This window comes from Rathayibacter sp. AY2B9 (assembly GCF_002931595.1).
Lineage (GTDB): Bacteria > Actinomycetota > Actinomycetes > Actinomycetales > Microbacteriaceae > Rathayibacter.
Window position 1 is genome coordinate 19,065 of the sequence record NZ_PSUB01000013.1, and the last position, 23,225, is coordinate 42,289.

Sequence of the window (23,225 nt, forward strand, 5' to 3'; positions counted from 1 at the left end):
CGGCCGAGCGCCGCGGGAAGGAGCGCGCGTGCGGAACCGCCTGGCGACTCCGTCCCTGCTCGCGCACGCCGTGCTCATCCAGGCCGTCGCGTTCCTGCTCCGGCCGGCCGCCGTCTACCAGGCGATCCGGCTCGACGTGCCGGCCTGGGCGCTCGGGGCGCTCGGCGCCTCGTTCGCGCTGGTGCCGCTGCTGATCGCGCTGCCGGTGGGCGGGCTGGTCGACCGGGTCGGCGCCCGGGCCGTGATGGCCGTCGGCTCGCTCGTCGCGGTGGGAGCGGCCGCGGTGCTGCTCCTGGCGGGCGGGAGCGTCGCGGGGCTGCTCCTCGGCATCGCCCTGCTCGGCGCGGGGCACCTGGGCTGCGTGGTCGGGCAGCAGACCGTCGTCGCGGGCGGCACCGGAGGGACGCGGCTCGACAGCCGCTTCGGCTACTACACGTTCGCCGCGTCGCTCGGACAGGCGATCGGGCCCGCGTTCATCCCGGTGCTCGCGGGCGGCTCGGTGCGGCCCGACCCGGCGCCGCTGTTCCTCGTGGGCGGGATCCTCGCGGTGCTGCTGCTGGTCTCGACGGCGGGGATCCGCAGCCCGTCCCCGCGCGGACCCGCGGCGGAGGGGGCTGCGGCTCCGGGCTCGACGCTCGGTCTCCTCCGGGTGCCGGGCCTCGCGCGCGCCCTGCTGACCAGCGCGACCGTCGTCGCCGCCGTCGACCTGACCGTCGTCTACCTCCCCGCCCTCGGCGCCGAGCGCGGGCTCCCGGCCGGCGTCGTCGGGGCCCTGCTCACCGTGCGCGCACTCGCGTCGATGGCCTCGCGGCTCCTCCTCGGCGCGGCCACCGCCCGGCTCGGGCGCACCCGGGTGATGGTGGGCGGCATCCTGATCTCGGCGCTCTGCCTGGTGCTGGTCGCCCTGCCCGCGCCGACCGTGCTCCTCTTCGTCGCGGTCGCCGCCCTCGGCCTGGGCCTCGGGATCGGCCAGCCCATCACGATGTCGTGGCTGATCGAGCGCACCCCCGCCGACCGCCATGGCCGCGCCCTCGCGCTGCGCCTGGCCGGGAACCGCCTCGGGCTGATCGCCCTGCCCAGCCTCCTCGGCGTCCTCGCGGCGGCGGCCGGAGCGGGCGGTGTCCTCATCGGCACCGGTGCCGCGGTCGGCGCGACCCTCCTCCTGCTGCGCGGGGTGCGCCTGGACTGAGGTGCCGGGGGCGCAGCGGATCGCCGGCGCGCGCCGCGTTCCCGGGCATCTCCGTGGGAAGACCGGAGGATCAGCTGCCCGGCTCCTCCACGCGGACGTCCTCGGCGGCCTTGTCGGCGCGCCAGCCGCGCCAGACCGGCTGGCGGAGGGTGCCGGAGGCGGTGCGCTCGCGGTAGCGGACCTCGCCGACCAGGACGGGCGACACCCAGTGCACGCCGCGCGACTCGAGCGGAGGGACGGAGACGGCGGGCTCCTCGGTGGCGTGCTCGGCCAGGCGGTCGACCAGTCCGCGGCGCTCGCGGTCGCTGAAGCCGGTGCCCACACGGCCCGAGTACGCGAGCCCGTCCTCGCCGGGGATCGCGGTCAGCAGCGCCCCGACAGACCCCTGGAGGCCGCCCTCGCCCTCGCGCCAGCCCACGATCACGACCTCCTGCAGCCGGTGGTGGGTGAGCTTGATCCAGTCGCGCGAGCGGCTGCCCTCCTGGTAGCGCGAGTCGCGGCGCTTGGCGACCACGCCCTCGAGGCCGAGGGTGCGGCTGGTGACCATCGCCTCCTCCAGGTCGCCGTCGAACACGGACGGGACGTGCACGCGCTCGTTCTCGTCGACGAGCTCGACCAGTGCCGAGCGACGGGTGTCGTAGTCGCTCCCGGTCAGGTCCTCTCCTGCGCGCTCGAGCAGGTCGAAGACCATCAGGTGCACCGGAGTGGACCGGGCGGCCGCCTCGATCTCGCGCGGCTTCGTCAGCCCGCCGCGGGTCTGCAGGGCGCCGAAGTCGGGGCGCCCGCGAGCGTCGAGGGCGACGATCTCGCCGTCGAGCACGGCGTCGGCGGCGGCCTCGGCGAGCGGGGCGAGCAGGTCGGGGAACGCCGCGGTCAGGTCGTTGCCGTTGCGGCTCGTGAGGGTCGCGGTGCCGCCCTGCACCCGCACGAGAGCGCGGTAGCCGTCCCACTTCATCTCGATCGCGGCCCCGGGGTCCACGTCGCCGCGGCGTCCGGCCGTGGCGAGCATGGGGCGGTGGCGGCGCGGAGCGGAGTCCTCGGCCGGGCGGTCGGCGGAGGGTGCGGGGCGGGGAGCGGGCGACGCGGCGGACGCTGCCGCCCGGCCCCGTCGCTGCGTCCCGTGCCCGTGACCGGGACCCGGCGCCATCAGGTGCAGGAGCCAGTTCTTCTCGGCGCCCTCCCTCGAGCCCGTGTGCAGCAGGGCGTAGCGGCGGGGCTCGCCGCCGAGCCCGCCGTCGGGGCGGCCGGTCAGCACCGCGATCACCTCCTTCCCCTCGCGCCACTTCTCGAGCGCGTAGGTGCCCTCGTCCCAGATGCGCACCTCGCCGCCGCCGTACTCGCCGGCCGGGATCGTGCCCTCGAAGGTCGCGTACTCGAGGGGGTGGTCCTCGGTCTGCACCGCGAGCCGGTTGGGGTCGCCCTCCAGCGGCGGGCCCTTCGGCACCGCCCAGCTGACCAGGACGCCGTCGTGCTCGAGCCGGAAGTCGTAGTGCAGGCGCCGCGCGTGGTGCTCCTGGATGACGAAGGAGTCGCCCGAGGAGATGCCCGCGGACCCCGCCTCGGGCACCGGCTCCGGCGTCCTCGACGCGTCGCGCATGCTGCGGTAGGTCGCCAGGCGGTCGGAGGAGACGTCCGTCGCGGCGAAGCCCGCCATCCGCTCCGGGGTCGGCTCGAGCCCGGCACCCCGGGCGGCGAGCAGCGGGCGGAGGAGGTCGCCGTCGCTCCGCAGCCGCTCCACCACCTCGTCGGGCGACAGGTGGCGCAGGTCCTCGGCACCCAGCTCCTCCCACGTGCTGGGCGCGGCGGCCGCCGGCCGGAGGCGCCCCCGGAGGGAGTAGGGGGCGATGGTCGTCTTCGCCGCGCTGTTCTGGCTCCAGTCGACGAGGACCTTGCCCTCGCGCAGGGTCTTCTTCATGTCCGAGACGACGAGGTCGCGGTGGTCCGACTCGAGAGCGCGCGCCAGCTCGTGCGCGACCGCCGAGATCTGGTCGCTGGAGGCGGAGGCGTCCAGCGGGCAGTAGAGGTGGATCCCCTTGCTCCCGCTGGTCACCGGCAGCGGAGCCAGCCCCATCCCCTCCAGCAGGTCGCGGGCGAGGAACGCGACCTCGGCGCACTCGGCGAGGCCCGCCCCCTCGCCCGGGTCGAGGTCGAGCACGAGGCGGTCGGGCGGACGGCGCTCGCCGTCGGAGCCCACCCGCCACTGCGGGACGTGCAGCTCGAGCGCCGCCTGCTGCGCCAGCCAGGTGAGCCCGGCGACGTCGTCGACCAGCGGGTACTCGACGTCGCGCGACGAGTGCGCGAGCCGGGTCCGGCTCAGCCAGTAGGGGGCGGAGGAGGGGAGGTTCTTCTCGAAGAAGACCTCGCCCGGATGCTCGGCGGTGCCCACTCCGTCGACCCAGCGCTTCCGGGTGATCGGGCGGCGCGCGAGATGGGGCAGCATCGCGGAGGCGACGGAGGCGTAGTAGGAGAGCACGTCGGCCTTGGTGAAGCCCGTCTCCGGGTAGACGACCTTGTCGAGGTTCGTCAGCCGCAGCCTTCGCCCGCCGACCGAGACGATCTGCTGCGAGGCGGCCATCCCCCCATGGTGGAGGCAGGTGCGCGCCGAGGGAACCCCGGACCGTCGCGGGAACCCGCAGCGAGCCGCCTCCACGACTCGGGGTTCCCTCGGCGGCGGGGAGTAGCGTCGACGCACCACGTCCGAAGGAGCCCTCCGTGCCCGACACGATCGCCGACATCCCCCTCACCACGATCGACGGCACCACGTCGACCCTCGCCGACTACCCGCCCGTGCGGCTGATCGTCAATGTCGCCTCCCGCTGCGGCCTCGCCCCGCAGTACGAGAAGCTCGAGGCCCTGCAGAAGAGCTACGGGGAGCGCGGATTCACGGTCCTCGGCTTCCCGAGCAACCAGTTCCTCCAGGAGCTGAGCGACGAGGACAAGATCAAGGCGTACTGCTCGACGACCTGGGGGGTCACCTTCCCGATGTTCGAGAAGGTCCGCGTCAACGGCCGCTCGGCGCACCCGCTCTACGCGGAGCTCACCAAGGCGGAGGACGAGAACGGCAAGGCCGGCCGGGTGAAGTGGAACTTCGAGAAGTTCCTGATCACGGCCGACGGCACGGTCCACCGGTTCCGCCCGACGGTCGAGCCCGACGACCCGCGGATCGTCGACCTGATCGAGGCGTCGCTCCCCGCCTGATCCCGCTCAGCGGCGGGCGCGGGGCGGAGCACGCCGCCCGTCGCGGCTCAGCGGTCGCGGAGCCCCAGGGCCGAGCGGGCGTCCGCGGGCTCGACGCCCTCGGGGCAGACGATGTCCGAGACGTCGAACGGCGTCGCGCGCGAGAACGGGATCATCTCGATCCCGTCGACGTGGCGCAGCAGCACGAGGCCACCCTCGCCCTCGCGCAGGCTCCGGCGCACCTGGCGCAGGAAGATGCCGGCCATGTCGAGCTCGACGACGAAGGAGCGGCCGCTCACGTCGATCCGGCAGCCGATGACCGGCTGGGAGCCGACGGAGACGGAGTCCGGCACGCGGCGCGGCTCGATCGGCTGCGCCTTGCGGAGCGTCCGCACCGGGGTGAGGGTGGGCAGGCCGGTTGCTCGCGCGGTGTCCGTCATGGTCGTCTCCGTCCGTCGACGTCCGCCGATGGTTCCGGGGACGTCTTCTCGACGGTACTTCGCGTCCCCCGCAGAGGGGACGGGGTTGACGGCCGTGCGATCAGGGGGCAGCGGGGCCCAGGAGCGGTGGAGCTCAGGAGCCCTGGCGCTGCTCCTCGGGCTCCGGCAGGACCGAGAGCTCGCCGTGCATGCTGGCGACGCTGAGCATCTGCTCGATCCACGCGCGGTTGAGCTTGGGCTGGTGCGCCTCGGTGAAGCGGAAGTGCAGCGGCACCGACGGGTGCAGCCAGACGGAGCTCCGGCCGTGTCCGGTGGAGGCGTCCTCCATCCACGAGAGCGAGAAGGCTTCGTTGCGGCGCAGCTTCGAGAGGACGGCGACCTTCAGGTGCGCGAGGACGCGCTCCTCGAATTCGATCTCGAGGTTCTGCGGTCCGTAGATGAGCGTGGCCACGGGCCCCCTTCGTTCATCGGGCCGGCCCTGGCGGACGGCTCCTCGGGGGACGGTATCCGCTCGGACCCCGGTGCGGGGAATCGGGCGGGAGACACGCCGGACCCCCATTGACAGTCCCGCGGACGGGACGTAGCGCTGCCGGGCGTGCTGGGCGCCACGTTAGCCGACGCATGTAGCGAGAGTCGATGCTCCGTCGCGGATCTCCCGTCGGCCGGGGCCGGCCCGGGAGCGAGCGCGGGCACCTCCGCTGCCGGCCGCGCCGCTCCGGATCCTCGTCACGGCCCGGCCGGCGCGTCCCACCCCTCCTGCGGAGTCGCGCAGGTGCCGCGGAAGACGTACTGCGACGGAAGCTTCCGCTGGTGCGAGGACCAGTCGATCGCCGGCCGCCGCTGCTCCGGAGGCAGGTAGCCGAGCCGGTACACCGCCATCAGCTCCAGCTCGTCGGGCACGGCGAGCAGCGACTCGATCCGCGCCCACGCTCCCGGCACCTCCATCGGGAACGACACGAACTGGATCCCCATCCCCAGCTCGACCGTGCTCAGCCAGACGTTCTCCATCGCGGCGCCCATGCTGAACACCGAGTAGAAGGAGGAGAGCTCGCCCGGCCGGTACTCGGAGCGGTCGAGCATCACCCCGAGCAGCAGCGGCGATCCCGCGACGAGCCGGCGGTTCTCCTCGCCGAGCGTCTGCGGGACGCGGAGGGAGTTCATCAGGAACTGCCCGCGCTTCGTGAAGACCTGCTTCGTGAAGGGGCGGAGCGGAGCCGGCAGCTTGTCGAACAGCATCCCGTCGCGCCGCCGCTCCATCTCCTCGCTGCTGAAGCGGAAGTAGGGCTTGTAGCGCTCGAAGAACGTGCCGTTCGACATCGCGGTGGTCATGCTCTCGCCGCTGATCGCGGCGATCCGGTCGATCGTCTCGCGCTCCTCGACGAGCACGAACCGCCACGGCTGGCTGTTGAGCTGCGAGGGCGCCCGGCCGGCCACCTCCATCAGGAGCCGCTGGTGCTCCTCGGAGACGGGGTCGGGCAGGAACGCGCCGTTGGTGGTCTTCCGGCGCCGGACGACATCGAGGAACTCCATGCCTCGATCCTGCCCCGATCGATCGCGCAGAGGGGGGAGCGGCGGCGGCCCGGGGCGCGCGCGGTAGCATCGAGGGTCCTGTGCAGGCTCGAGGGAAGCGGTGGAACGGTGAAGACGAGGGTCATCTTCTACCTTCTCGGAGGTGTGTTCGTGCTCGGCGCGGGCATCAACTCGGTCGTGGGCAGTGGCTTCTCGGTGCCGAACCTGCTGACGATGCTCTGCGGCGCGCTGATCCTCGCGATCGCCGGCTGGCAGGCGCTGCGCTCGTACCGCTCCGACCCCGACCGCGACGTCGAGCCCCCGCGCTAGAAGCCGGGGCGCGTCAGCGCAGGGCTGACCCGGCTCTGAGACGCTGGAGCACTCCTCGGCGCCGCGCCGGCCGCCGCGTCCGCCCGAGAGCGGCGAGCACGAACGGAGCCGCCGCCAGCGCGATCGCCGGGTGCCGACGTCCGTGCGTCCCCGCGAAGGGGATCACCGCCAGCGGGACGGCGGCGGGAGCCAGCGCGGACGCGGCGCGGGTGTCCGACCGTCGCAGCGTCGCCCAGGCCAGAGCGGTGAGCGTCGACGTGCAGATGTAGAGCGCGTGATGGATCCAGTGCCAGCGGCCCGTGCGGAGAGCGCCGGTGGCGACGGCGGTGCCGAGGGCGCAGTTGGCGGAGTAGCTGACAGCGGCGGCGCGCAGCCAGAGCGGACCGGAAGCGCTCACCCTCCGCCGCGTCCTCACACCTCGCCCCGCGCGAGCAGCAGCCGGTAGGGCGCCGCGCGCTCGACCCGCCACCCCTCGGGCGCCACAGCCCGCAGCTCGGCGGCGGTGAAGCTGCGCCGCACCGACAGCGACCCGTCGTAGTGGAGGAACGAGCCGGCCGCGATCGGTCGCGTGGCCAGCAGGTAGGCCGTGTAGGCCAGCCGCGAGCGCTCGATGTCGTTGTGCAGTGCGCGCGGGGCCAGGCGCTCGCTGTCGGCGAGCAGGTCGGCGAGTGATTCCGGCGACAGGTGGTGCAGCACGTGGTTGGAGGTCACCAGGTCGAAGTGCTCGCCCTCGGCGACCAGGTCGGCGCTGCTCGCGCGGCGGAACTCGACTCCGGGCGGCGCGGGCGTCGACGTGGCGAAGGCGGAGGCGCGCTCGTCCGGATCGACGGCGGTGATCGCCAGGCGGAGGCCGTCCTCGCGGGCCCAGCCGGCGAGGGAGCGGGCGACGTCGCCGCCTCCGGAGCCGATGTCGAGCAGGCGGAACGGCTCGTCGGGCCGCAGCAGCGGACGCAGGCGCGAGCGGTAGAGGCCACGCCACCCCGAGACCAGCCGGTTCACGGTGCCGAAGCGGGCGTAGGTGGCGTCGAGCAGGGTGCGGTCGCAGTCCGGGTCGTCCATCAGCTCCTGCTCGGAGACCTCGCGGTGGCGCAGGTCCGGCGCGAGAGGGGCTCGCGGAGTCACTCCCCGCCCCGCTTGGTGAGCAGCGCGAGCTCGACGGTGAGGCCGGGGCCGAACGCCATCGCGCCGATCCGCTCGCCGTCGGCCGCCTCGCCGTGCAGCAGGCGCCGCAGGATGAAGAGGACGGTCGCGCTCGACATGTTGCCGTTGGTCCGCAGCACCTCGCGCGACGGGGCCAGCTGCTCGTCGCTGAGGGCGAGCGAGGCCTGCACCTTGTCGAGGATGCTGCGGCCGCCGGGGTGGATCGCCCAGCGCTGCACGTCGCTCCGCTCGACCTCGGCGCCGGCCAGCAGCGGGGCGACGGCCGCCTCGATGTTCGCTCCGATGATCGAGGGCACGTAGGTGCTCAGCCGCATCGAGAAGCCGTGGTCGCCGATCGTCCACGCCATCTCGGTCTCGCCCTCGTCGGTGAGCGTCGTGGCGAGCGCGTCGAGCTCGAGCACCGGGGTGCCGGGCGCGGCCTCGCGGGCGGTGACGACGGCCGCCGCACCGCCGTCGGCGAAGACGGAGGTCGCGACGATCTGCTCCGGGTCGTTGGAGCTCGTGAGGTGGATGGTGCACAGCTCGACCGCGACGACGAGGACGACCGCCTCCGGGTCGGCCTCGCAGAACTGGCGGGCGGCGCGCAGGCCGGGGAAGGCGCCGTAGCAGCCCATGAAGCCGAGGTGGAAGCGCTGCGTCGAGGGTGCGAGGCCGAGGCGGCGGACCAGCTGGTAGTCGGGCCCCGGGGCGTAGAAGCCGGTGCAGGAGACCGTCACCACGTGGGTGACGTCCTCGGGGGTCATCGACGCGGACGCGAGGGCGCGGCGGGCCGCCTCCGTGAAGAGCTCGGGAGCGCGCTCGGTGTAGACGGCGTTGCGCGCGGCCGTCCCCGGGTCGAGCACCAGGCCGCTCCCCGCGTCGTAGAAGACGCTCGCACCCTCCCGCTCGACCCGGTCGAGCTCGTCGACCACCGTGCTGCGGGTGTCGATCCCGGACGCGTCGAAGGCCGCGCCGATCAGGCGGGACCCGAGCCGGGTCATCGCGGGCTGGGACGCGAAGAGGTCGCGCACCTCGGACTGGCGCAGGACCGTGGTCGGCACCGCCGTCTCGATGCTGCGGATGTGGACACTCACCCGCAGGAACCTATCGCGGAATCCTGCGGGTGAGCGGTGCCCTGGAGCGTGATCAGAGGATCGGCTTCCCGCCGGTGACGGCGATCGTCGACCCGCTGATGTAGCTCGCCTCGTCGGAGGCGAGGAGGACGTAGGCGGGGGCCACCTCGGCCGGCTGCCCGGGGCGGCCCAGCGGGACCTGCTCGCCGAACTCGGCGACGGCCTCCTCCGGCATGGTCGAGGGGATGAGCGGCGTCCAGATCGGGCCGGGCGCGACGGAATTGGCGCGGATGCCCTTCTCGCCGAGCGCCTGCGCGAACGAGGCGGTGAGGCTGAGGATCGCCGACTTCGTGGCGGCGTAGGGGAGCAGCTGGTACGACGGCTGGTCGGACTGCACCGAGCTCGTCGCGATGATCGATGCGCCCTCCTTCAGGTGGGGCAGCGCCGACTTCACGAGGTGGAAGTAGGCGCTGATGTTCGTCGCGATCGTGCGGTCCCACTCCTCGTCCGGGATGTCGGTGACGCTCTCGCGGCTCATCTGGAAGGCGGCGTTGCTGACGAGCACCTCGAGGTGGCCGAAGCGCTCGACGGTCTCGGTGACGACGGCGCGGCAGTGCGCCGGGTCCTGCAGGTCGCCGGGGAGGAGCAGCGCCTCGCGGCCGGCCTCCCGGACCCACTTGGCGGTGTCCTCGGCGTCGTCGTGCTCGTCGAGGTACGAGATCGCCACGTCGGCGCCCTCGCGCGCGAACGCGATCGCGACGGCCTTGCCGATGCCGCTGTCGCCGCCCGTGATGAGGGCGACCTTGCCGCTGAGGCGGCCGGTGCCGCGGTAGGTGGTCTCGCCGTGGTCGGCCTTCGGCGTCAGCTCGGCCTCGGTGCCGGGCGGTGTCTGCTCGGGGGATTCCGGAGTCATGACTCTCCCTCTCGTGTCGTCGGTCGGTCCCTCCATGCAAGCGGGTGGGAGGGAGGGGGCCCCAGGGGGTTGACGCCCGGACCGCTCCGTCGTGTCGTCAAGCCCGCGACACCGAGGGCTCCCTGGGTCTTGACTGAGCGTGTCGCCCTTCTTCGGGGCGCTCGGCCAGGAGGTTCGACATGAGCACGACAGACAGGGATCCGGCTGACGGCGGACTGCCGCGACGGGCAGAGGGCTCGGCGGCGGGCGGCACGGCGCGCATCGACTCCGCTGGGGATACGGGAGCGGCTGCGGCGACGGACCGCTCCGCGACTCCGGACCGTTCCGCCTCCTCGGACCGCTCCGCTTCGACGGACCGCTCCGCCTCGACGGACCGCTCCGACTCCGCGCACTCGGTCCCCGAGCACCGCGCGCCCGTCGACCCCGACTCCGCCGAGGCGAAGCAGGCCCGTGCGGCCGCGCGCAAGGACATCCACCAGCGCGAGCGCGACCGCTTCGGCGGCTTCAAGATCGGCTGCGCCTTCTTCGGCTGGCTCGCCGCCACCGGACTCGCCGTCCTCCTGACCGCCCTCGTCACCGCGATCGGGGCCGCCGTCATCGGCACCCAGGACGTCACCGGCGACCTCGCGGCCGACCCCGCCGCGTTCGGCTGGGCGGGCGCGATCGCCCTGCTGGTCATCCTCCTCGTCGCCTACTACTGCGGCGGCTACGTGGCAGGCCGCATGGCCCGCTTCAGCGGAGCGAAGCAGGGCGTCGGAGTGTGGGCCTGGGCGGTCGTCGTCGCGATCGTCGTGGGCATCGTCTCGGCGATCACCGGCGGCAGCCAGGCGCTCTCCGCGGTGAGCGGCTTCCCGACGATCCCCCTGGACGCCGGCGACGCCACGGCCGCGGCGGTCGTGACGGCGCTCGCCGCCCTGGTCGTCGCGCTGGTCGGCGCCGTGCTCGGCGGTCTCGCCGGCATGCGCTTCCACCGCCGCGTCGACCGCGAGGGCCTCTCCGGCCTCTCCGTCTGACGCTCCCGTCCCTCCTCCCTCCGCGAGACGCCGCTCCGGTACGCCACGCACGCCGTGCAGCGCACCGGAGTGGCAGCTCGCGGAGGGGAGGTAGGGTCCTTCGCGTGACGGGGGAGCGAGGGACGCGGCTGGCGGGCGAGCTGCGGGAGTGGGACGCGGGCGCGCTCGCGGACCTGCGGGACGAGTACCTGGCGTTCCTCGAGCAGCGCGGCGAGTCGGCGCTCGAGCGCGACGGCGGCCCCGAGCACGTCACGGCGAGCTGCTTCGTGCTCTCGCCGAATCTGGCGCAGGTGCTGCTCTGCTTCCACCGCAAGGGCCGGTTCTGGGTGCAGCTCGGCGGTCATGTCGAGCCCGGCGACGACTCCACGGCCGACGCGGCCCTCCGCGAGGCGCGGGAGGAGAGCGGAGCGGCACGGCTGCAGCCGCTCGGCGTCCTGCCCCTCGACCTCGACCGGCACGCGCTCGGCGACGGCTTCGGCCGCTGCTCCCGCCACTGGGACGTGGGCTACGGTGCGATCGCCGATCCGGACGCTCCCGTGACGGTCAGCGACGAGAGCGACGACGTGGCCTGGTGGCCGGTCGACGCGCTGCCCGCCGAGGTGCCGCCGGGGTTCGCCGAGCGGCTGGCCGGGGCGCTCGCCGCGGCGCGGCTGCTCCGTGGTGCGGGGTCGCTCGGCGGCTGATCGAGACCCGCCTCCACCCACCTCGCATACCGGCAGCGCGCCTGCGACGAGTCCTCCCCGTGACTCCGGCGCCGTGCGGCACGATGGGGCGATGAGCAGCACCGCTGACCCCGTCGTCGTCCTCGCCGGTGCGAGCGGATTCCTCGGGACGGACCTCGCCCGCCGCTTCGCCGCCGACGGCTGGACGGTGCGGAGGATCGGCCGCTCCGGGCCGGACGCGCGCTGGGGCGACACCGCCGGCATCACCCGCGTGCTCGACGGTGCGCGCCTCCTGGTGAACCTGGCCGGCAAGAGCGTCGACTGCCGGTACACCGCGGCGAACCGCGCCGAGATCCTCCGCTCGCGCGTGGCGACCACCGCGGAGCTGCACCGGGCGGTCGCGGCGGCCGCGACTCCTCCGCCGGTCTGGATGAACGCGAGCACGGCCACGATCTACCGGCACGAGGAGGAGCGGGCGAACACCGAGGACGAGGGCGTGCTCGGCGAGGGCTTCTCGGTCGACGTGGCGCGGGCGTGGGAGTCGGAGTTCTTCGCCGGGGAGACGCCCGGCGTGCGGCGCGTGGCGCTGCGGATGTCCATCGTGCTCGGAGACGGTCCGGCGACGGCGATCCTGCTGCGGCTGGCGCGGCTCGGCCTCGGCGGTCCGCAGTTCGACGGGCCGTGGCCCTCGACGCGCGCGCGCCGCGAGGCCGGCGTGCACCACGAGCACCGGCGCACCCGCGGCCGTCAGCACTTCAGCTGGATCCACGTGGAGGACGTCCACCGGTCGATCCGCTTCCTCGAGGAGTCGACCCTCGACGGGCCGGTGAATCTCGCGTCGCCGAATCCGAGCGACAACACCGAGCTCTCCCGGCTGCTCCGCGCCGCCGTGGGCCGCCGGATCGGCGTGCCGGCTCCGCGCTTCGTCCTCGAGCCCGCGACGCTCCTGCTCCGCACCGAATCCGAGCTCCTGCTCAAGTCCCGCTGGGTCGTGCCGGCCCGCCTCGAGGACGCCGGCTTCACCTTCGCGCATCCCCACCTCGCCGAGGCCCTCCGCACCCTGGCCTGACCCGCCCCCGCGGGGCGACCGACCTCCGCCGCGAGCCCGTGTCGCGGAGGTCCGAGTCCGAGTGTGGATCCTCCCGCCCCCGGCCACCCTCGAGGCGTCGACCGGAACGCGTGCCGAGCGTTTCGGATGCGCCGATCGCTCCCCGCTCTCCGAGACCAGGCCGCCCTCTGAGCCGACTGCGCCACGCCGCGCAGGGATCGGCGTGGCCGACAGCACGTCGGATGTCGCGCTACTGCGCGACCTTCGCCGCGATGTCGCTCCGATACAGCCCGCCGTCGAGGTGGATCAGGTCGAGCGCGCGGTACGCCCGCTCCCGCGCCTCGGCGAAGTCGGCACCGCGTGCGACGACGTTGAGCACGCGGCCGCCGGTGGCGACGAAGCTCCCGTCGACCAGCTGGGTCGCCGCGTGGGCGATGGTGACGCCGGGTACGTCCGCCGCCGCGTCGAGTCCGGTGATGGTCCGTCCGGTGACGGCGTTCTCGGGGTAGCCCTCGCTCGCGAGGACGACGGTGACGGCGACCTCGTCCGTGAACGCGGGCCACGGGACGGAGGCGAGCGCGCCGGTCGCCGCCGCGTGCAGCAGTGCGGACAGCGGGGAGGCGAGGCGCGGGAGGACGACCTGGGTCTCGGGGTCTCCGAAGCGGGCGTTGAACTCGATCACGCGCAGGCCCGCGTCGGTCACGATGAGGCCGCAGTAGAGGAGTCCGACGAAGGGGGTGCGCTCGCGCTCGAGCTGGCGGATGGTCGGGATGGCGACCGTGTCGATCACCTCGTCGACGAAGGCGCGCTCGCTCTCCCAGAGGTCGGCGAGCCAGGGGAGCGGGGAGTAGGCGCCCATGCCGCCGGTGTTCGGTCCCTCGTCGCCGTCGCTCAGGCGCTTGAAGTCCTGCGCGGGGGAGAGGGGGACGACGTCGTGGCCGTCGGAGAGGAGGAAGAGGGAGACCTCCTGGCCGGCGAGGAACTCCTCGATGAGGACGTCGCCGGACTGCAGCCAGAACTCGGCGTGCGCGATCGCGGCGCTGCGCGACTCCGTCACCAGGACGCCCTTGCCCGCGGCGAGGCCGTCGGCCTTGACGACCGAGGGGAGTCCGTACTCGTCGATGGCGCGGGTGGCGTCGACCAGGGTGGAGACGCGGGTCGCGCGGCCGGTGGGCACGCGGGCCATGTCCATCACGCGCTTCGCGAAGGTCTTCGAGCCCTCGAGTGCGGCGGCGGCCCGGTCGGGGCCGAAGGTGGGGATGCGGCGCTTGCGGAGCGCGTCGGCGACTCCGGCGACCAGGGGCGCCTCGGGGCCGATGACGACGAGCTCGATGCCCTGCTCCACCGCGAAGTCGCTGACCAGCCGGGGGCTGTTCGTGTCGAAGTGGATGACCTCGACGTCGCGCGCGATGCCGGCGTTGCCGGGCGCCGCGATGATCTCGTGGTGCTCCTCCTCCGCGAGGAGAGCCGTGATGATGGCGTGCTCACGGGCACCCGAACCGAGGACGAGGATCTTCACCCTGACAGGATAGGGCGCCCCGCGCCGGGGCTGGTCCCTGTGACGTCCTCCTCCGCAGGGCGGCGCTGCGGACGCCGACACGCCGGGCGGAGCCCCGCGGAGGCCTCCGGGAGCGAGCGGCGGCGGCAGGATGGGTGGATGGCCAAGGGCAGGATCGACGAGGCGAGCGGGCAGTCCGCGGTGCGGGCGGCGCTCGCCGGGGGAGCGGACCGGAACACGACGGCGACGGCGGTGCGGTTCCTCCTGCAGATCATCGAGACGAACGTCCCCGGGCGCAGCGTCGAGGTGCGCGTTCCGCCGTTCGGCGCGGCCCAGTGCGTCGAGGGCCCGGGCCACACCCGCGGGACTCCGCCGAACGTGATCGAGATGGACGCGGCGACCTGGCTGCCGCTCGCGACCGGCTCGCTGCCGTGGAGCGAGGGTGTCGCGAGCGGGCGGATCCACGCCTCCGGAGTGCGCGCGGACCTCACGCCGTTCCTCCCCATCCTGCGCGTCGGCTGAGCGTCGGCGAGTTAACTTCTCGTAAACGCGGCGGCGAGCCGTCGTCAGAACGTTTGACCTGGGCTCCGCCGTCGGGTTGTCTGGGAATAACCCCCTCACGCGGCACGAATCCTCTCCGGATCCACCGCTCGATGCTTGGAGTCCCCTTCACGATGCGCAGTACTTCCCCGGGCCGACGCGGCCTCACCCGACTCCTCTCCGCGACCGCCGTCGGCGCCGTCGCCGGAGCGGCCCTCCTCGGCGCCACGCCCGCCGCGGCGGCCGAGGGCGATGTCGCCATCGACATCCTCTCGATCAACGACTTCCACGGGCGGCTCGCCGCCGACCGCGCCGTCGCCGGAGCCGCCGTGCTCGCCGGTGCCGTCGACTCCTACCGCGCCGCCAACCCGAACACGCTGTTCGTCTCGGCCGGCGACAACATCGGCGCCTCGACCTTCGTGTCGAAGGTGCAGGGCGACATCCCCACGCTCGACTCGCTCAACGCGATGGGCCTCGACGTCAGCACCCTGGGCAACCACGAGTTCGACCAGGGCCGCGCCGACGTCGACGGCCGCGTCGTGGACGCCTCGGCGTTCCCCTACGTGAACGCGAACCTCTACGACACCGCGACCGGCGAGCGCGCCTACTCCCCGTACGTGATCACCGAGCAGGACGGCGTCTCCGTCGCCTTCATCGGCGCGATCACCGAGGACCTCGGCAAGCTCGTCAGCCCCGCCACGATCTCGACGCTCTCCATCGAGCCGATCGCCGAGAACGTCAACGAGGTCGCCGCGCAGCTCCAGGACGGCGACGCCGCCAACGACGAGGCCGACGTGGTCGTCCTGCTCCTGCACGAGGGAGCCGACGCCGACGCGGCCGAGCTGAACACTCCGGAGGCGGACCCCAAGTTCGGCGCGATCGTCAACGCGGTCGCCCCGAACGTCGACGCGATCGTCTCGGGCCACAGCCACCAGGAGTACGACGCGGGCATCGACGCGGGCCGGGCCTTCCCGACCGTCGTGTCGCAGACCGGCAGCTACGCCGAGAACATCGGCCGCATGTCCCTGACCGTCGACCCGGCGACCAAGCAGCTCACCTCGCTCACCAGCGAGGTCGTGCCGCTGACGAAGGTCGTCGACGACCCGACCTCCGACGACCCGGCCAAGACGATCGTCGTCGGCGCCTTCGAGCCCGACCCCGAGGTCGAGACCATCGTCGCCGACGCCCAGGCCGTCGCCGTCCGCGAGGGCAGCGTGAAGGTCGGCACCATCACCGAGGACATCTCGCGCGCCTACCGCCCGGACGGCACCACGACCAACCGCGGCTCGGAGTCGACCCTCGGCAACCTCGTCTCGGACGCCCAGCTGTGGGCCACCCGTGAGCTCGGCACGCAGATCGCCTTCTCGAACGCGGGCGGCCTGCGCGACGACCTGTCCTACACCGCGACTCCGGACCAGCCCGGCGACGCGGACGGCGTGGTCACCTACGCCGAGGCCTCAGACGCCCAGCCCTTCGCGAACACCCTGGTGACCCTGCAGCTGACCGGCGAGCAGATCTCCGACCTGCTCGAGGAGCAGTGGGTGGGCAGCTCCAGCCACCCGCAGCTGAACCTCTCCACCTCGAAGGACCTCACCTACGTCTTCGACGCGACGGCGCCCGAGGGCTCGCGCATCTCGCAGGTGTTCTTCCAGAACGAGCCGATCGACCCGGCCGCGACCTTCACCGTCGTGACCAGCAGCTTCCTCGCGAGCGGCGGCGACGGCTTCAGCACCTTCACCGAGGGCACCGGCACGGCCGACTCCGGCCGCATCGACCTGGACGCCTTCGTCGGCTACATCCAGGACCTCGGCACCGTCAGCCCCGACCCCGTGCAGCGCACGATCGGCCTGACCGACAACGTCCCGGACTCGGGCGAGTACGCGGTCGGCGACACCATGACCGTCGACCTCTCCTCGCTCCTGTTCAGCACCGGAGCCGCGGCCGACACCACCGTGACCGCGAGCGTCGACGGCACCGTCGTCGGCACCGCGACGATCGATCCGACCCGGGCCGTCACCGACGACTCGACCGGTCGCGCCTCGTTCTCGGTCCCGATCGACGAGAGCCTGGCGGGCGGCGCGCACACCGCGACGTTCGCGCTCGACACCACCGGCACCGAGATCAGCGTCGGCTTCGCCGTCGCGGCCGGTGCCGGAGCGGGCACCCCGACTCCCGGACCGACCACGGAGCCGACGCCCGCGCCGACCACGCCGCCCACCACGGGCCCCGCGCCGACGCCGACCACTGCTCCGGTCGCCGGCTCGCACCACCTCGCCGAGACCGGAGTGGACGCGACCCCCGCGTTCGCCGCCGGGATCGCCGCTCTGCTGCTCGGTCTGGGCATGACGGTCGCGCGCCTGCGCCGCCGCACCGCCGCGAAGTAGCCGCACCGCGCGCACGACGGGCCCTCGACTCCGGTCGGGGGCCCGTCGTCGTGTGCGGGGCGAGCCAATGGTCGACCCCCGGGAGCCGCGGCGGGGAGGCGCTCCCCGAGGAGCGGCACCAGCCCCCGGAGACGCGAGAACGCCGCCTCCCGGTCGGGAGACGGCGTCGGAACGCGATGAGGTGCTGTCGCGGAGCGGCGGGGCTCAGTGCTGCGCGGGGACCTGACGGTAGCCGTCGCGGCTGGCGACGAGCACCGTCGACACCGTGCCCCATGCGGCGAGGCCACTGAGGACGACGAGGATTGCGATGCTCATGAGTGTTCTGCCTTTCGTTGCGGCGGCTTCTGATCCATCCGCCGGGATGCTGTGTACAACGTCCAGTGTCCGGCCGCGTGTTCCGTAGGACAATCGAACTGTTCTTGCCCTGACGTGTAGTTTCTCTACATGGACGTGCGACGGCTGGAACTTCTCCGCGAGCTCTCGATGCGCCGCTCGATCACGGCCGTGGCGGAGGCGACGCACCGCACGCCCTCCGCGGTCTCGCAGCAGCTCAAGGTGCTCGAGCGCGAGGCCGGCGTGCCGCTGATCGAGCGCTCCGGCCGCGGCGTGGTGCTCACGGCGGCGGGACGCGAGCTCGCCCGGAGCGCCACCGAGATCGCGATCGCGCTCGAGCGGGCCGACGCCGTCTGGCAGACGTTCAAGAACAACCCGATCGGCGAGGTCACCATCGCGACCTTCCCCACTGCGGGCCAGATGCTCCTCCCGAACGCGCTGGTCGCGCTCCGCAGCGTCGAGGGACTCGTCGTGCAGTGCGAGGACGCGGACCCCGGCACCGACGAGTTCGCCGACCTGACCGCCGACTTCGACATCGTGCTCGCCCACTCGCCCACCGGCAGAAGCGCCTGGGCCGGTCGCGGCCTCGCGATGGCGGAGCTGATGATCGAGCCCCTCGACATCGGCCTGCCGGCCGGGCACCGCCTCGCGGACCGGGCGACGGTCTCGGCGGCGGATCTGGTCGGCGAGACCTGGATCGGCGTCCCGGACGGGTTCCCGTTCGAGCGCGTGATGCAGGACATCGAGACCGCGTCCGGCGAGGCGGTGCGGGTGGAGCAGCGCTTCGCGTCGACCCGCGTGACGGAGGCGTTCGTCGCGGCGGGCCTGGGCATCGCGGTGCTCCCGCGCTACACGGCGGGCGGCGCGGGAGTGGTGGTGAAGCCGCTCCGCGGGGTGAACTCCGTGCGGCACATCGTCGCGCTGATGCGGCCGGACCGGGCGGAGCGGCTCTCGGTCCGCACCGTCGTCCGCGAGCTGCGCGCGCAGGCGGGCCGGCTCGTGCACGCGCTCTGAGCGATCACGGTGCCGTGCCCTCGCCCGCGCGGGGGAGAATGGAGGCATGAGCGATCCCGCCCGCCCCGAGGTCACCCGCGAAGAGGTCGACGTCCGCCGCTCCCCGCGCGTCTGGCGCATCCTGACCCTCGGCGTCGGGCTCGGAGCGATCGCGGCCTTCGTGCTGACCTTCGCGCTGCCCGAGACGCAGGGCTTCTCCCGCGGGCAGGTCTTCGGCTTCAGCCTGCTGCTCTTCGTGACGCTGTTCGGCGCTCTCGCGGGGCTCGTCGTGGTGCTGCTCGACCGGGTCGTCGGCCGGAAGGTCGTCCGGACCACCGCCGAGCGAATCGTCGAGCGCGAGGACGCGGCCGAGGAGCCCGTGGCCGAGGAGGCCCTGCCCGACGCGCGGACGACGTCCGACGAGGACGACCCGCAGACGGGGTCCGACCGGGTCTAGCCGGCGGAGGCGGGCCGCCCTGCGGCCGCTGCACTCCGCCCTGCGCTGAGGGTCCCGCCCGCGGCTCGCGCTCGCGGACGGGACCGCGGCGTCAGCGTCCCCGGCGCGACGAGGAGCGGCGGCTGCTGCTCGCGCTGGACGTCGGGCGCTTGGCGGCGGCGCGCTTGGCCTTCTGCAACTTCGAGATCTTCTTGGCCACGAAGGTGAGCAGGAACGGAAGGATTCGGTAGATCACGGGGGACTCCTCGGGTGCATGCGCGCGGGGCCGCGCACCCTCCGATCATGGAGCGGCGCACGGATGCGCGGCACCCGTTGCGCCGCGCCCGGCGCTGTGCAGAGCTCAGCTCAGCTGCGTGCGCTCCACCCAGTCGAGGTACTCCGGGGTGACGGTGCCCGTGACGTACTCGCCGGTGAAGCAGCTGGTCTCGAGGTCGGTGACGTCCGAGCCCTCGAGGATCGCCGCCTTCATGTCGGCGACCTCCTGGTAGATCAGCTGGTCGGCGCCGATCGCCTCCGAGATCTCGGGGATGCGGCGGTTGTGGGCCACGAGCTCCTGGCGCGAGGGCATGTTGATCCCGTACACGTGCGGGTAGCGCACGGGAGGCGCGGCGGATGCGAAGGTGACCGTGTTCGCGCCGGCCGCGCGGGCCATGTCGACGATCTCCTTGGAGGTGGTGCCGCGGACGATCGAGTCGTCGACGATCAGGACGTTCTTGCCCTTGAACTCGCTCGACATCGCGTTGAGCTTCTGCCGCACCGACTTCTTGCGGACCGCCTGCCCGGGCATGATGAACGTCCGGCCGACGTAGCGGTTCTTGTAGAAGCCCTCGCGGTACTCGATCCCGAGCTTCTGCGCGACCTGCATCGCGGCGGGGCGGGAGGAGTCGGGGATCGGCATGACGACGTCGATCGCTCCGCCCGGGGTGTACTGCGCGATGGTGTCGGCGAGGCGGTCGCCCAGGCGCAGGCGCGCCTCGTAGACCGAGATGCCCGACATCACGGAGTCGGGGCGGGCGAGGTAGACGTACTCGAACGAGCACGGGATGAGTCGCGGGTCCTTCGCGCACTGGCGGCTGGCCATCCGGCCGTCGGGGGTGATGAAGACCGCCTCGCCGGGAGCGACGTCGCGGACGATCTCGAAGCCCTGCGCCTCGAGCACGAGCGACTCGGAGGCGACGACCCAGTCGTCCGGCGCCCCGGTGTTGCTGCGGCGGCCGACGATGAGCGGGCGGATCCCGAAGGGGTCGCGGAACGCCAGCAGCCCGACGCCGGCGATCAGCGCGATGGTGGCGTAGGAGCCCTCGACGCGCTCGTGCACGCGGGCGACGGCGTCGAACACCTCGTCGGCGTCGAGGTCGCGGCCCGACATCGAGGCCTGCAGCTCGTTCGCCAGCACGTTGACCAGCAGCTCCGTGTCGGAGGTGGTGTTGAGGTGGCGGCGGTCGATGCGGAAGAGCTCCTCGGTGAGCTCGCGCGTGTTCGTGAGGTTGCCGTTGTGGACGAGGATGATGCCGTATGGCGCGTTCACGTAGAACGGCTGGGCCTCCTCCTCGCGCTCGGCGTTGCCCTTCGTCGCGTAGCGCACGTGGCCGAGGCCCATGGATCCGAGCAGCGAGCGCATGTCGCGGGTGCGGAACGCCTCGCGGACCTGTCCCGCGGCCTTCTTGATGTGCAGAGTGCTGCCGTCGGCGGTCGCGATGCCGGTCGAGTCCTGGCCGCGGTGCTGCAGGAGGGAGAGGCTGTCGTAGATGGACTGGTTGACCGGTCCGGAGGACACGATCCCAACGATTCCGCACATGCCGGAGGGGCTCCCAAGGGGATAGCAGGGGGGTTTGACGGTCCATCCTGGCACGCGGGGGACTCATCCCCTAATGGTTCGCCGTGGGCGGATCCGTGGTCGCGGGGGTGCTCAGGGCGGCGTCGACCGGCGGATCGGCCGGGCGGTCGGTCGGGGAGCCGCGCGGCCGCTCAGCTGCTCGGAGCCGTCCAGGCGCCGGCGAGGCTGCGGTCCAGGACGCGGCGCCAGCCCTGCGGAGCCGCGGACTCGCGGCTGGTAGTGCCCGCCATCCAGAGCAGGGCCATCAGGTCGTCGTGGGTGAAGTCGGGGGAGAGGGATCCGTCGCGGTGGGCGGCCGCGACGAGACCCCGGCCGAGCTCGATCGAGCGGTCGCAGGCCTCGATGAGGGCGACTGCGTCGGGGAAGCGGCGCAGCATCGCGTCGTTGAGGGCGGGGTCCTCCAGCTGGAGGTCGATCATCCCGGAGACGAAGCGCTCCAGGCGTCCGCGGGAGGACCGCTCGGCGAGAGCGCGCTCGGTCAGGCCCTTCAGCTTCTCGCCGGCGACGGCCGGGACGACGGCGTCGATGAGCTCCTCACGGGAGCCGACGCGGTTGTAGAGGGTGCCGATGCTCACGCCGGCGTGACGGGCGATGTCCTCGAGGGGGGCGGCCAGGCCGCGGGAGCCGAAGACCTCGAGGGCGGCGGCGTGCAGCTTCTCGACGTTCCGCTGCGCGTCCCGGCGCAGGGCCTTCTGCTCGTCCACGTGATCCTCCCGATGATCTTGAGGCGCCACTCAACTTATGATCCAATGAGTGTTGAGGCTGACCTCAACTTAGCAGCCCCGCGCATCGCGCCCCGGGGCGCACGACGACAGGACCTCCCATGCCCCTTCTCACCGTCATCGGCGCGGGCCCCGGCCTCGGCCTCGAGATCGCCCGCGTCTTCGGCCGGGCCGGCTTCACCGTCGCCCTCGTCTCGCGGAACCAGGAGAAGCTGGACGGCCTGGCCGCCCGCCTCGCCGAGGAGGGCATCGAGGCGGCGGGGTTCGCCGCCGACATCGCGCAGCCCGAGACCCTGACCGCCGCGCTGCGGGCGATCCGTGCCGACCTCGGTCCGATCGACGTCCTCGAGTTCTCCCCCGCCGACTCCGCTCTCACCCCGGTCGGCGTCCTGGACGTCACGCCCGAGAACCTGCAGCCGCAGATCGACTTCTACCTCGGCGGCGCGCTCCGCGCCGTCGGCGAGGTGGTTCCGGACATGATCGCCGCCGGCAGCGGGACGATCCTCGTCACCACCGGCGGCGGCTCCGTCTCCCCGCACGCGGCGCTGGCGAACATCAACATCGCCGCCGCGGGCCTGCGGAACTGGGTCCTCAACCTCCACTCCGCGCTCGAGCCCCGGGGCGTCTACGCCGCCCACGTGGCGATCACCGCACTCATCGACGGCGGCCACCCGGACGCGGCGGCCGAGGTCATCGCCCGGTCCTACCTCGACCTCCACCGCAGCCGCGACCGCGCCGAGCTGCACTACGTGGCCTGGGACGCGTGACCGCGGGCGCGGAGCGGGAGCCGCCGGTGCGGCGGACCCGGATCCGCGCCGCGGCGGGAGAGGGCAGTCGGTAGGGTCGTCGCGTGAGTGATGAGACGAGCAGCTACGCCCGCGCAGGAGTCGACACGGCGGCGGGGGACCTCGCCGTCGAGCTGATGAAGTCGGCGGTGTCGGCGACGCACGACAGCCGGGTCCTCGGCGGGGTCGGCGGCTTCGCGGGTCTCTACGACGTCTCCTTCCTCCGCGACTTCCGAGCCCCCCTCCTCGCGACCTCGACCGACGGCGTCGGCACCAAGGTCGCGCTCGCCCAGGCGATCGACAAGCACGACACCATCGGGCAGGACCTCGTCGGCATGGTCGTCGACGACATCGTCGTGGTCGGCGCCCGCCCCTTCTTCATGACCGACTACATCGCGTGCGGCAAGGTCGTCCCGGCCCGCATCGCCGACATCGTCGCCGGCATCGCGCGCGCCTGTTCCGAGACGGGCACCGCGCTCGTCGGCGGCGAGACGGCCGAGCACCCGGGCCTGCTCGGACCCGACGACTACGACGTGGCGGGCGCGGCGGTCGGCGCGATCGAGGCCGACCAGGTGCGCGGCGCCGACCGCGTGCGCGACGGCGACGTCGTGGTGGCGATGGCCTCCTCCGGACTGCACTCGAACGGCTACTCGCTCGTGCGCCACATCCTCGCCGAGCGCGGCATCGGCTTCACCGACCGCTCCGAGGAGCTGGGCGGCGTGGTCGGCGAGGTGCTGCTGGAGCCGACCCGCCTCTACACCCGGCCCCTCCTCGACCTGCTCGACGACGCCGAGCTCGGCCCGGCCGTCCACTCCATCAGCCACGTCACCGGCGGCGGGATCGCGGCGAACCTCGCCCGGGTGCTGCCGCGCGGCTCCTGGGTCGAGGTCGAGCGGGCGAGCTGGAGCCCGTCCGACGTGTTCCGCGCGCTCGCCGGGATGTCCGGCGCGACGCTCGAGAGCACCGAGGGCACCTGGAACCTCGGCATCGGCATGTTCGCCGTGGTCGCGGCGGAGGCGGCCGACGGTGTGATCGCACGCCTCGAGCGCTCGGGCGTCCCGTCGTGGGTCGCGGGCCGCGTCTCGACGGCCGCGCGCGGGTTCGAGGGCTTCGAGCAGGGCGCGAAGGGCGTCGACGGCGGAGCGGTCCGCCTGGTCGGGTCCTACGCGGGCTGATCCCCGG

General features: G+C 73.3%; 24 protein-coding genes. 12 read left to right on the forward strand and 12 right to left on the reverse strand.

Going from position 1 to position 23,225, the window contains the following annotated elements; genetic code table 11:
• The first annotated feature begins 28 nt into the window (after positions 1-28).
• Positions 29-1,189, forward strand: a complete 1,161-nt coding sequence (locus C5C25_RS12370) for an MFS transporter (protein ID WP_159940156.1) — start codon at positions 29-31, stop codon at positions 1,187-1,189.
• Positions 1,190-1,259: 70 nt separating this feature from the next.
• Here the strand turns inward: C5C25_RS12370 and C5C25_RS12375 are convergent, their stop codons facing one another.
• Entirely contained in the window at positions 1,260-3,764 is a 2,505-nt protein-coding gene (locus C5C25_RS12375; RefSeq protein WP_104250781.1) for an ATP-dependent DNA ligase, read from the reverse strand.
• Positions 3,765-3,901: 137 nt separating this feature from the next.
• Here C5C25_RS12375 and C5C25_RS12380 point away from each other — a divergent pair, with 137 nt between their 5' ends.
• Positions 3,902-4,387, forward strand: coding sequence for a glutathione peroxidase (locus tag C5C25_RS12380; protein ID WP_244229546.1), 486 nt, complete (start codon positions 3,902-3,904; stop codon positions 4,385-4,387).
• Between the two features lie 47 nt (positions 4,388-4,434).
• Here C5C25_RS12380 and C5C25_RS12385 read toward each other — a convergent pair whose 3' ends face one another.
• The 3 genes from C5C25_RS12385 to C5C25_RS12395 all read right to left on the reverse strand — a co-directional run bounded on the left by C5C25_RS12385 (position 4,435) and on the right by C5C25_RS12395 (position 6,336).
• Entirely contained in the window at positions 4,435-4,806 is a 372-nt protein-coding gene (locus C5C25_RS12385) for a hypothetical protein (protein ID WP_104250782.1), read from the reverse strand.
• 133 nt (positions 4,807-4,939) lie between these two features.
• Positions 4,940-5,257: a hypothetical protein gene (locus tag C5C25_RS12390; RefSeq protein WP_244229547.1), complete on the reverse strand. Its 318-nt coding sequence runs from the start codon at positions 5,255-5,257 to the stop codon at positions 4,940-4,942.
• Between the two features lie 275 nt (positions 5,258-5,532).
• A complete protein-coding gene (locus C5C25_RS12395; protein ID WP_104233823.1) occupies positions 5,533-6,336 on the reverse strand; it encodes a nitroreductase family protein in 804 nt (267 codons plus the stop codon).
• 108 nt (positions 6,337-6,444) lie between these two features.
• Between C5C25_RS12395 and C5C25_RS12400 the strand changes: the two genes are divergently transcribed.
• Positions 6,445-6,645, forward strand: coding sequence for a hypothetical protein (locus tag C5C25_RS12400; RefSeq protein ID WP_104223776.1), 201 nt, complete (start codon positions 6,445-6,447; stop codon positions 6,643-6,645).
• A 13-nt stretch (positions 6,646-6,658) separates the two neighbouring features.
• On the opposite strand, the gene C5C25_RS12405 is transcribed toward C5C25_RS12400, so the two are convergent.
• Genes C5C25_RS12405 through C5C25_RS12420 form a run of 4 tightly spaced genes read right to left on the reverse strand, consistent with a single transcriptional unit; the run spans position 6,659 to position 9,771 of the window.
• On the reverse strand, positions 6,659-7,042 hold the full coding sequence (locus C5C25_RS12405; RefSeq protein ID WP_104247377.1) for a hypothetical protein: 384 nt from the start codon (positions 7,040-7,042) through the stop codon (positions 6,659-6,661).
• 14 nt (positions 7,043-7,056) lie between these two features.
• On the reverse strand, positions 7,057-7,767 hold the full coding sequence (locus C5C25_RS12410) for a class I SAM-dependent methyltransferase (protein ID WP_258060494.1): 711 nt from the start codon (positions 7,765-7,767) through the stop codon (positions 7,057-7,059).
• Positions 7,764-8,879 (reverse strand): type III polyketide synthase, encoded by a 1,116-nt coding sequence (locus C5C25_RS12415; RefSeq protein WP_104250783.1) that lies wholly within the window; start codon positions 8,877-8,879, stop codon positions 7,764-7,766. Before C5C25_RS12415 ends, C5C25_RS12410 begins: the two co-directional genes overlap by 4 nt.
• A 52-nt stretch (positions 8,880-8,931) precedes the next feature.
• Positions 8,932-9,771: an SDR family oxidoreductase gene (locus C5C25_RS12420; protein WP_104233826.1), complete on the reverse strand. Its 840-nt coding sequence runs from the start codon at positions 9,769-9,771 to the stop codon at positions 8,932-8,934.
• Between the two features lie 179 nt (positions 9,772-9,950).
• Here C5C25_RS12420 and C5C25_RS12425 point away from each other — a divergent pair, with 179 nt between their 5' ends.
• The 3 genes from C5C25_RS12425 to C5C25_RS12435 all read left to right on the forward strand — a co-directional run bounded on the left by C5C25_RS12425 (position 9,951) and on the right by C5C25_RS12435 (position 12,515).
• Complete coding sequence (locus C5C25_RS12425; RefSeq protein ID WP_258066724.1) at positions 9,951-10,784, forward strand: hypothetical protein; 834 nt, start codon at positions 9,951-9,953, stop codon at positions 10,782-10,784.
• A gap of 104 nt (positions 10,785-10,888) precedes the next feature.
• On the forward strand, positions 10,889-11,467 hold the full coding sequence (locus tag C5C25_RS12430) for an NUDIX hydrolase (RefSeq protein WP_258069411.1): 579 nt from the start codon (positions 10,889-10,891) through the stop codon (positions 11,465-11,467).
• Positions 11,468-11,558: 91 nt separating this feature from the next.
• The gene (locus C5C25_RS12435; protein ID WP_104250784.1) at positions 11,559-12,515 is read left to right on the forward strand and encodes an epimerase; all 957 of its coding nucleotides are present in this window, start codon (positions 11,559-11,561) and stop codon (positions 12,513-12,515) included.
• Positions 12,516-12,744: 229 nt separating this feature from the next.
• Here C5C25_RS12435 and purD read toward each other — a convergent pair whose 3' ends face one another.
• Positions 12,745-14,013 (reverse strand): phosphoribosylamine--glycine ligase, encoded by a 1,269-nt coding sequence (purD, locus tag C5C25_RS12440; protein ID WP_104250785.1) that lies wholly within the window; start codon positions 14,011-14,013, stop codon positions 12,745-12,747.
• A 138-nt stretch (positions 14,014-14,151) separates the two neighbouring features.
• Between purD and C5C25_RS12445 the strand changes: the two genes are divergently transcribed.
• From C5C25_RS12445 to C5C25_RS12460, 4 genes are all read left to right on the forward strand, one after another.
• Positions 14,152-14,514: a sterol carrier family protein gene (locus tag C5C25_RS12445; RefSeq protein ID WP_104250786.1), complete on the forward strand. Its 363-nt coding sequence runs from the start codon at positions 14,152-14,154 to the stop codon at positions 14,512-14,514.
• Positions 14,515-14,666: 152 nt separating this feature from the next.
• Entirely contained in the window at positions 14,667-16,916 is a 2,250-nt protein-coding gene (locus C5C25_RS12450) for a bifunctional UDP-sugar hydrolase/5'-nucleotidase (RefSeq protein ID WP_104282656.1), read from the forward strand.
• Positions 16,917-17,360: 444 nt separating this feature from the next.
• Positions 17,361-18,263, forward strand: a complete 903-nt coding sequence (locus tag C5C25_RS12455; RefSeq protein ID WP_104223768.1) for a LysR family transcriptional regulator — start codon at positions 17,361-17,363, stop codon at positions 18,261-18,263.
• A 46-nt stretch (positions 18,264-18,309) separates the two neighbouring features.
• Positions 18,310-18,699: a hypothetical protein gene (locus C5C25_RS12460; RefSeq protein WP_104250788.1), complete on the forward strand. Its 390-nt coding sequence runs from the start codon at positions 18,310-18,312 to the stop codon at positions 18,697-18,699.
• A 91-nt stretch (positions 18,700-18,790) separates the two neighbouring features.
• Here the strand turns inward: C5C25_RS12460 and C5C25_RS16565 are convergent, their stop codons facing one another.
• From C5C25_RS16565 to C5C25_RS12470, 3 genes are all read right to left on the reverse strand, one after another.
• Positions 18,791-18,934, reverse strand: coding sequence for a hypothetical protein (locus tag C5C25_RS16565; protein WP_181133694.1), 144 nt, complete (start codon positions 18,932-18,934; stop codon positions 18,791-18,793).
• A 105-nt stretch (positions 18,935-19,039) separates the two neighbouring features.
• The gene (gene purF / locus C5C25_RS12465; RefSeq protein ID WP_104223766.1) at positions 19,040-20,497 is read right to left on the reverse strand and encodes an amidophosphoribosyltransferase; all 1,458 of its coding nucleotides are present in this window, start codon (positions 20,495-20,497) and stop codon (positions 19,040-19,042) included.
• A gap of 170 nt (positions 20,498-20,667) precedes the next feature.
• Positions 20,668-21,240: a TetR/AcrR family transcriptional regulator gene (locus tag C5C25_RS12470; RefSeq protein ID WP_104250789.1), complete on the reverse strand. Its 573-nt coding sequence runs from the start codon at positions 21,238-21,240 to the stop codon at positions 20,668-20,670.
• Positions 21,241-21,359: 119 nt separating this feature from the next.
• On the opposite strand from C5C25_RS12470, the gene C5C25_RS12475 reads away from it, so the two are divergent.
• Together C5C25_RS12475 and purM are read left to right on the forward strand one after the other, a co-directional pair.
• Complete coding sequence (locus C5C25_RS12475) at positions 21,360-22,025, forward strand: SDR family NAD(P)-dependent oxidoreductase (RefSeq protein ID WP_104250790.1); 666 nt, start codon at positions 21,360-21,362, stop codon at positions 22,023-22,025.
• 83 nt (positions 22,026-22,108) lie between these two features.
• A complete protein-coding gene (gene purM, locus C5C25_RS12480; RefSeq protein WP_104223764.1) occupies positions 22,109-23,218 on the forward strand; it encodes a phosphoribosylformylglycinamidine cyclo-ligase in 1,110 nt (369 codons plus the stop codon).
• The last annotated feature ends 7 nt before the right edge of the window (positions 23,219-23,225 follow it).

What these genes read in the sequence shown, in the direction of transcription:
- C5C25_RS12375 (WP_104250781.1), bottom strand. Translation starts at nt 3,764, where the DNA reads ATGGCCGCCTCGCAGCAGATCGTCTCGGTCGGCGGGCGAAGGCTGCGG.
- C5C25_RS12385 (WP_104250782.1), bottom strand. Translation starts at nt 4,806, where the DNA reads ATGACGGACACCGCGCGAGCAACCGGCCTGCCCACCCTCACCCCGGTG.
- C5C25_RS12395 (WP_104233823.1), bottom strand. Translation starts at nt 6,336, where the DNA reads ATGGAGTTCCTCGATGTCGTCCGGCGCCGGAAGACCACCAACGGCGCG.
- C5C25_RS12420 (WP_104233826.1), bottom strand. Translation starts at nt 9,771, where the DNA reads ATGACTCCGGAATCCCCCGAGCAGACACCGCCCGGCACCGAGGCCGAG.
- C5C25_RS12425 (WP_258066724.1), top strand. Translation starts at nt 9,951, where the DNA reads ATGAGCACGACAGACAGGGATCCGGCTGACGGCGGACTGCCGCGACGG.
- C5C25_RS12435 (WP_104250784.1), top strand. Translation starts at nt 11,559, where the DNA reads ATGAGCAGCACCGCTGACCCCGTCGTCGTCCTCGCCGGTGCGAGCGGA.
- C5C25_RS12445 (WP_104250786.1), top strand. Translation starts at nt 14,152, where the DNA reads ATGGCCAAGGGCAGGATCGACGAGGCGAGCGGGCAGTCCGCGGTGCGG.
- C5C25_RS12450 (WP_104282656.1), top strand. Translation starts at nt 14,667, where the DNA reads ATGCGCAGTACTTCCCCGGGCCGACGCGGCCTCACCCGACTCCTCTCC.
- C5C25_RS12455 (WP_104223768.1), top strand. Translation starts at nt 17,361, where the DNA reads ATGGACGTGCGACGGCTGGAACTTCTCCGCGAGCTCTCGATGCGCCGC.
- C5C25_RS12460 (WP_104250788.1), top strand. Translation starts at nt 18,310, where the DNA reads ATGAGCGATCCCGCCCGCCCCGAGGTCACCCGCGAAGAGGTCGACGTC.
- purF (WP_104223766.1), bottom strand. Translation starts at nt 20,497, where the DNA reads ATGTGCGGAATCGTTGGGATCGTGTCCTCCGGACCGGTCAACCAGTCC.
- C5C25_RS12475 (WP_104250790.1), top strand. Translation starts at nt 21,360, where the DNA reads ATGCCCCTTCTCACCGTCATCGGCGCGGGCCCCGGCCTCGGCCTCGAG.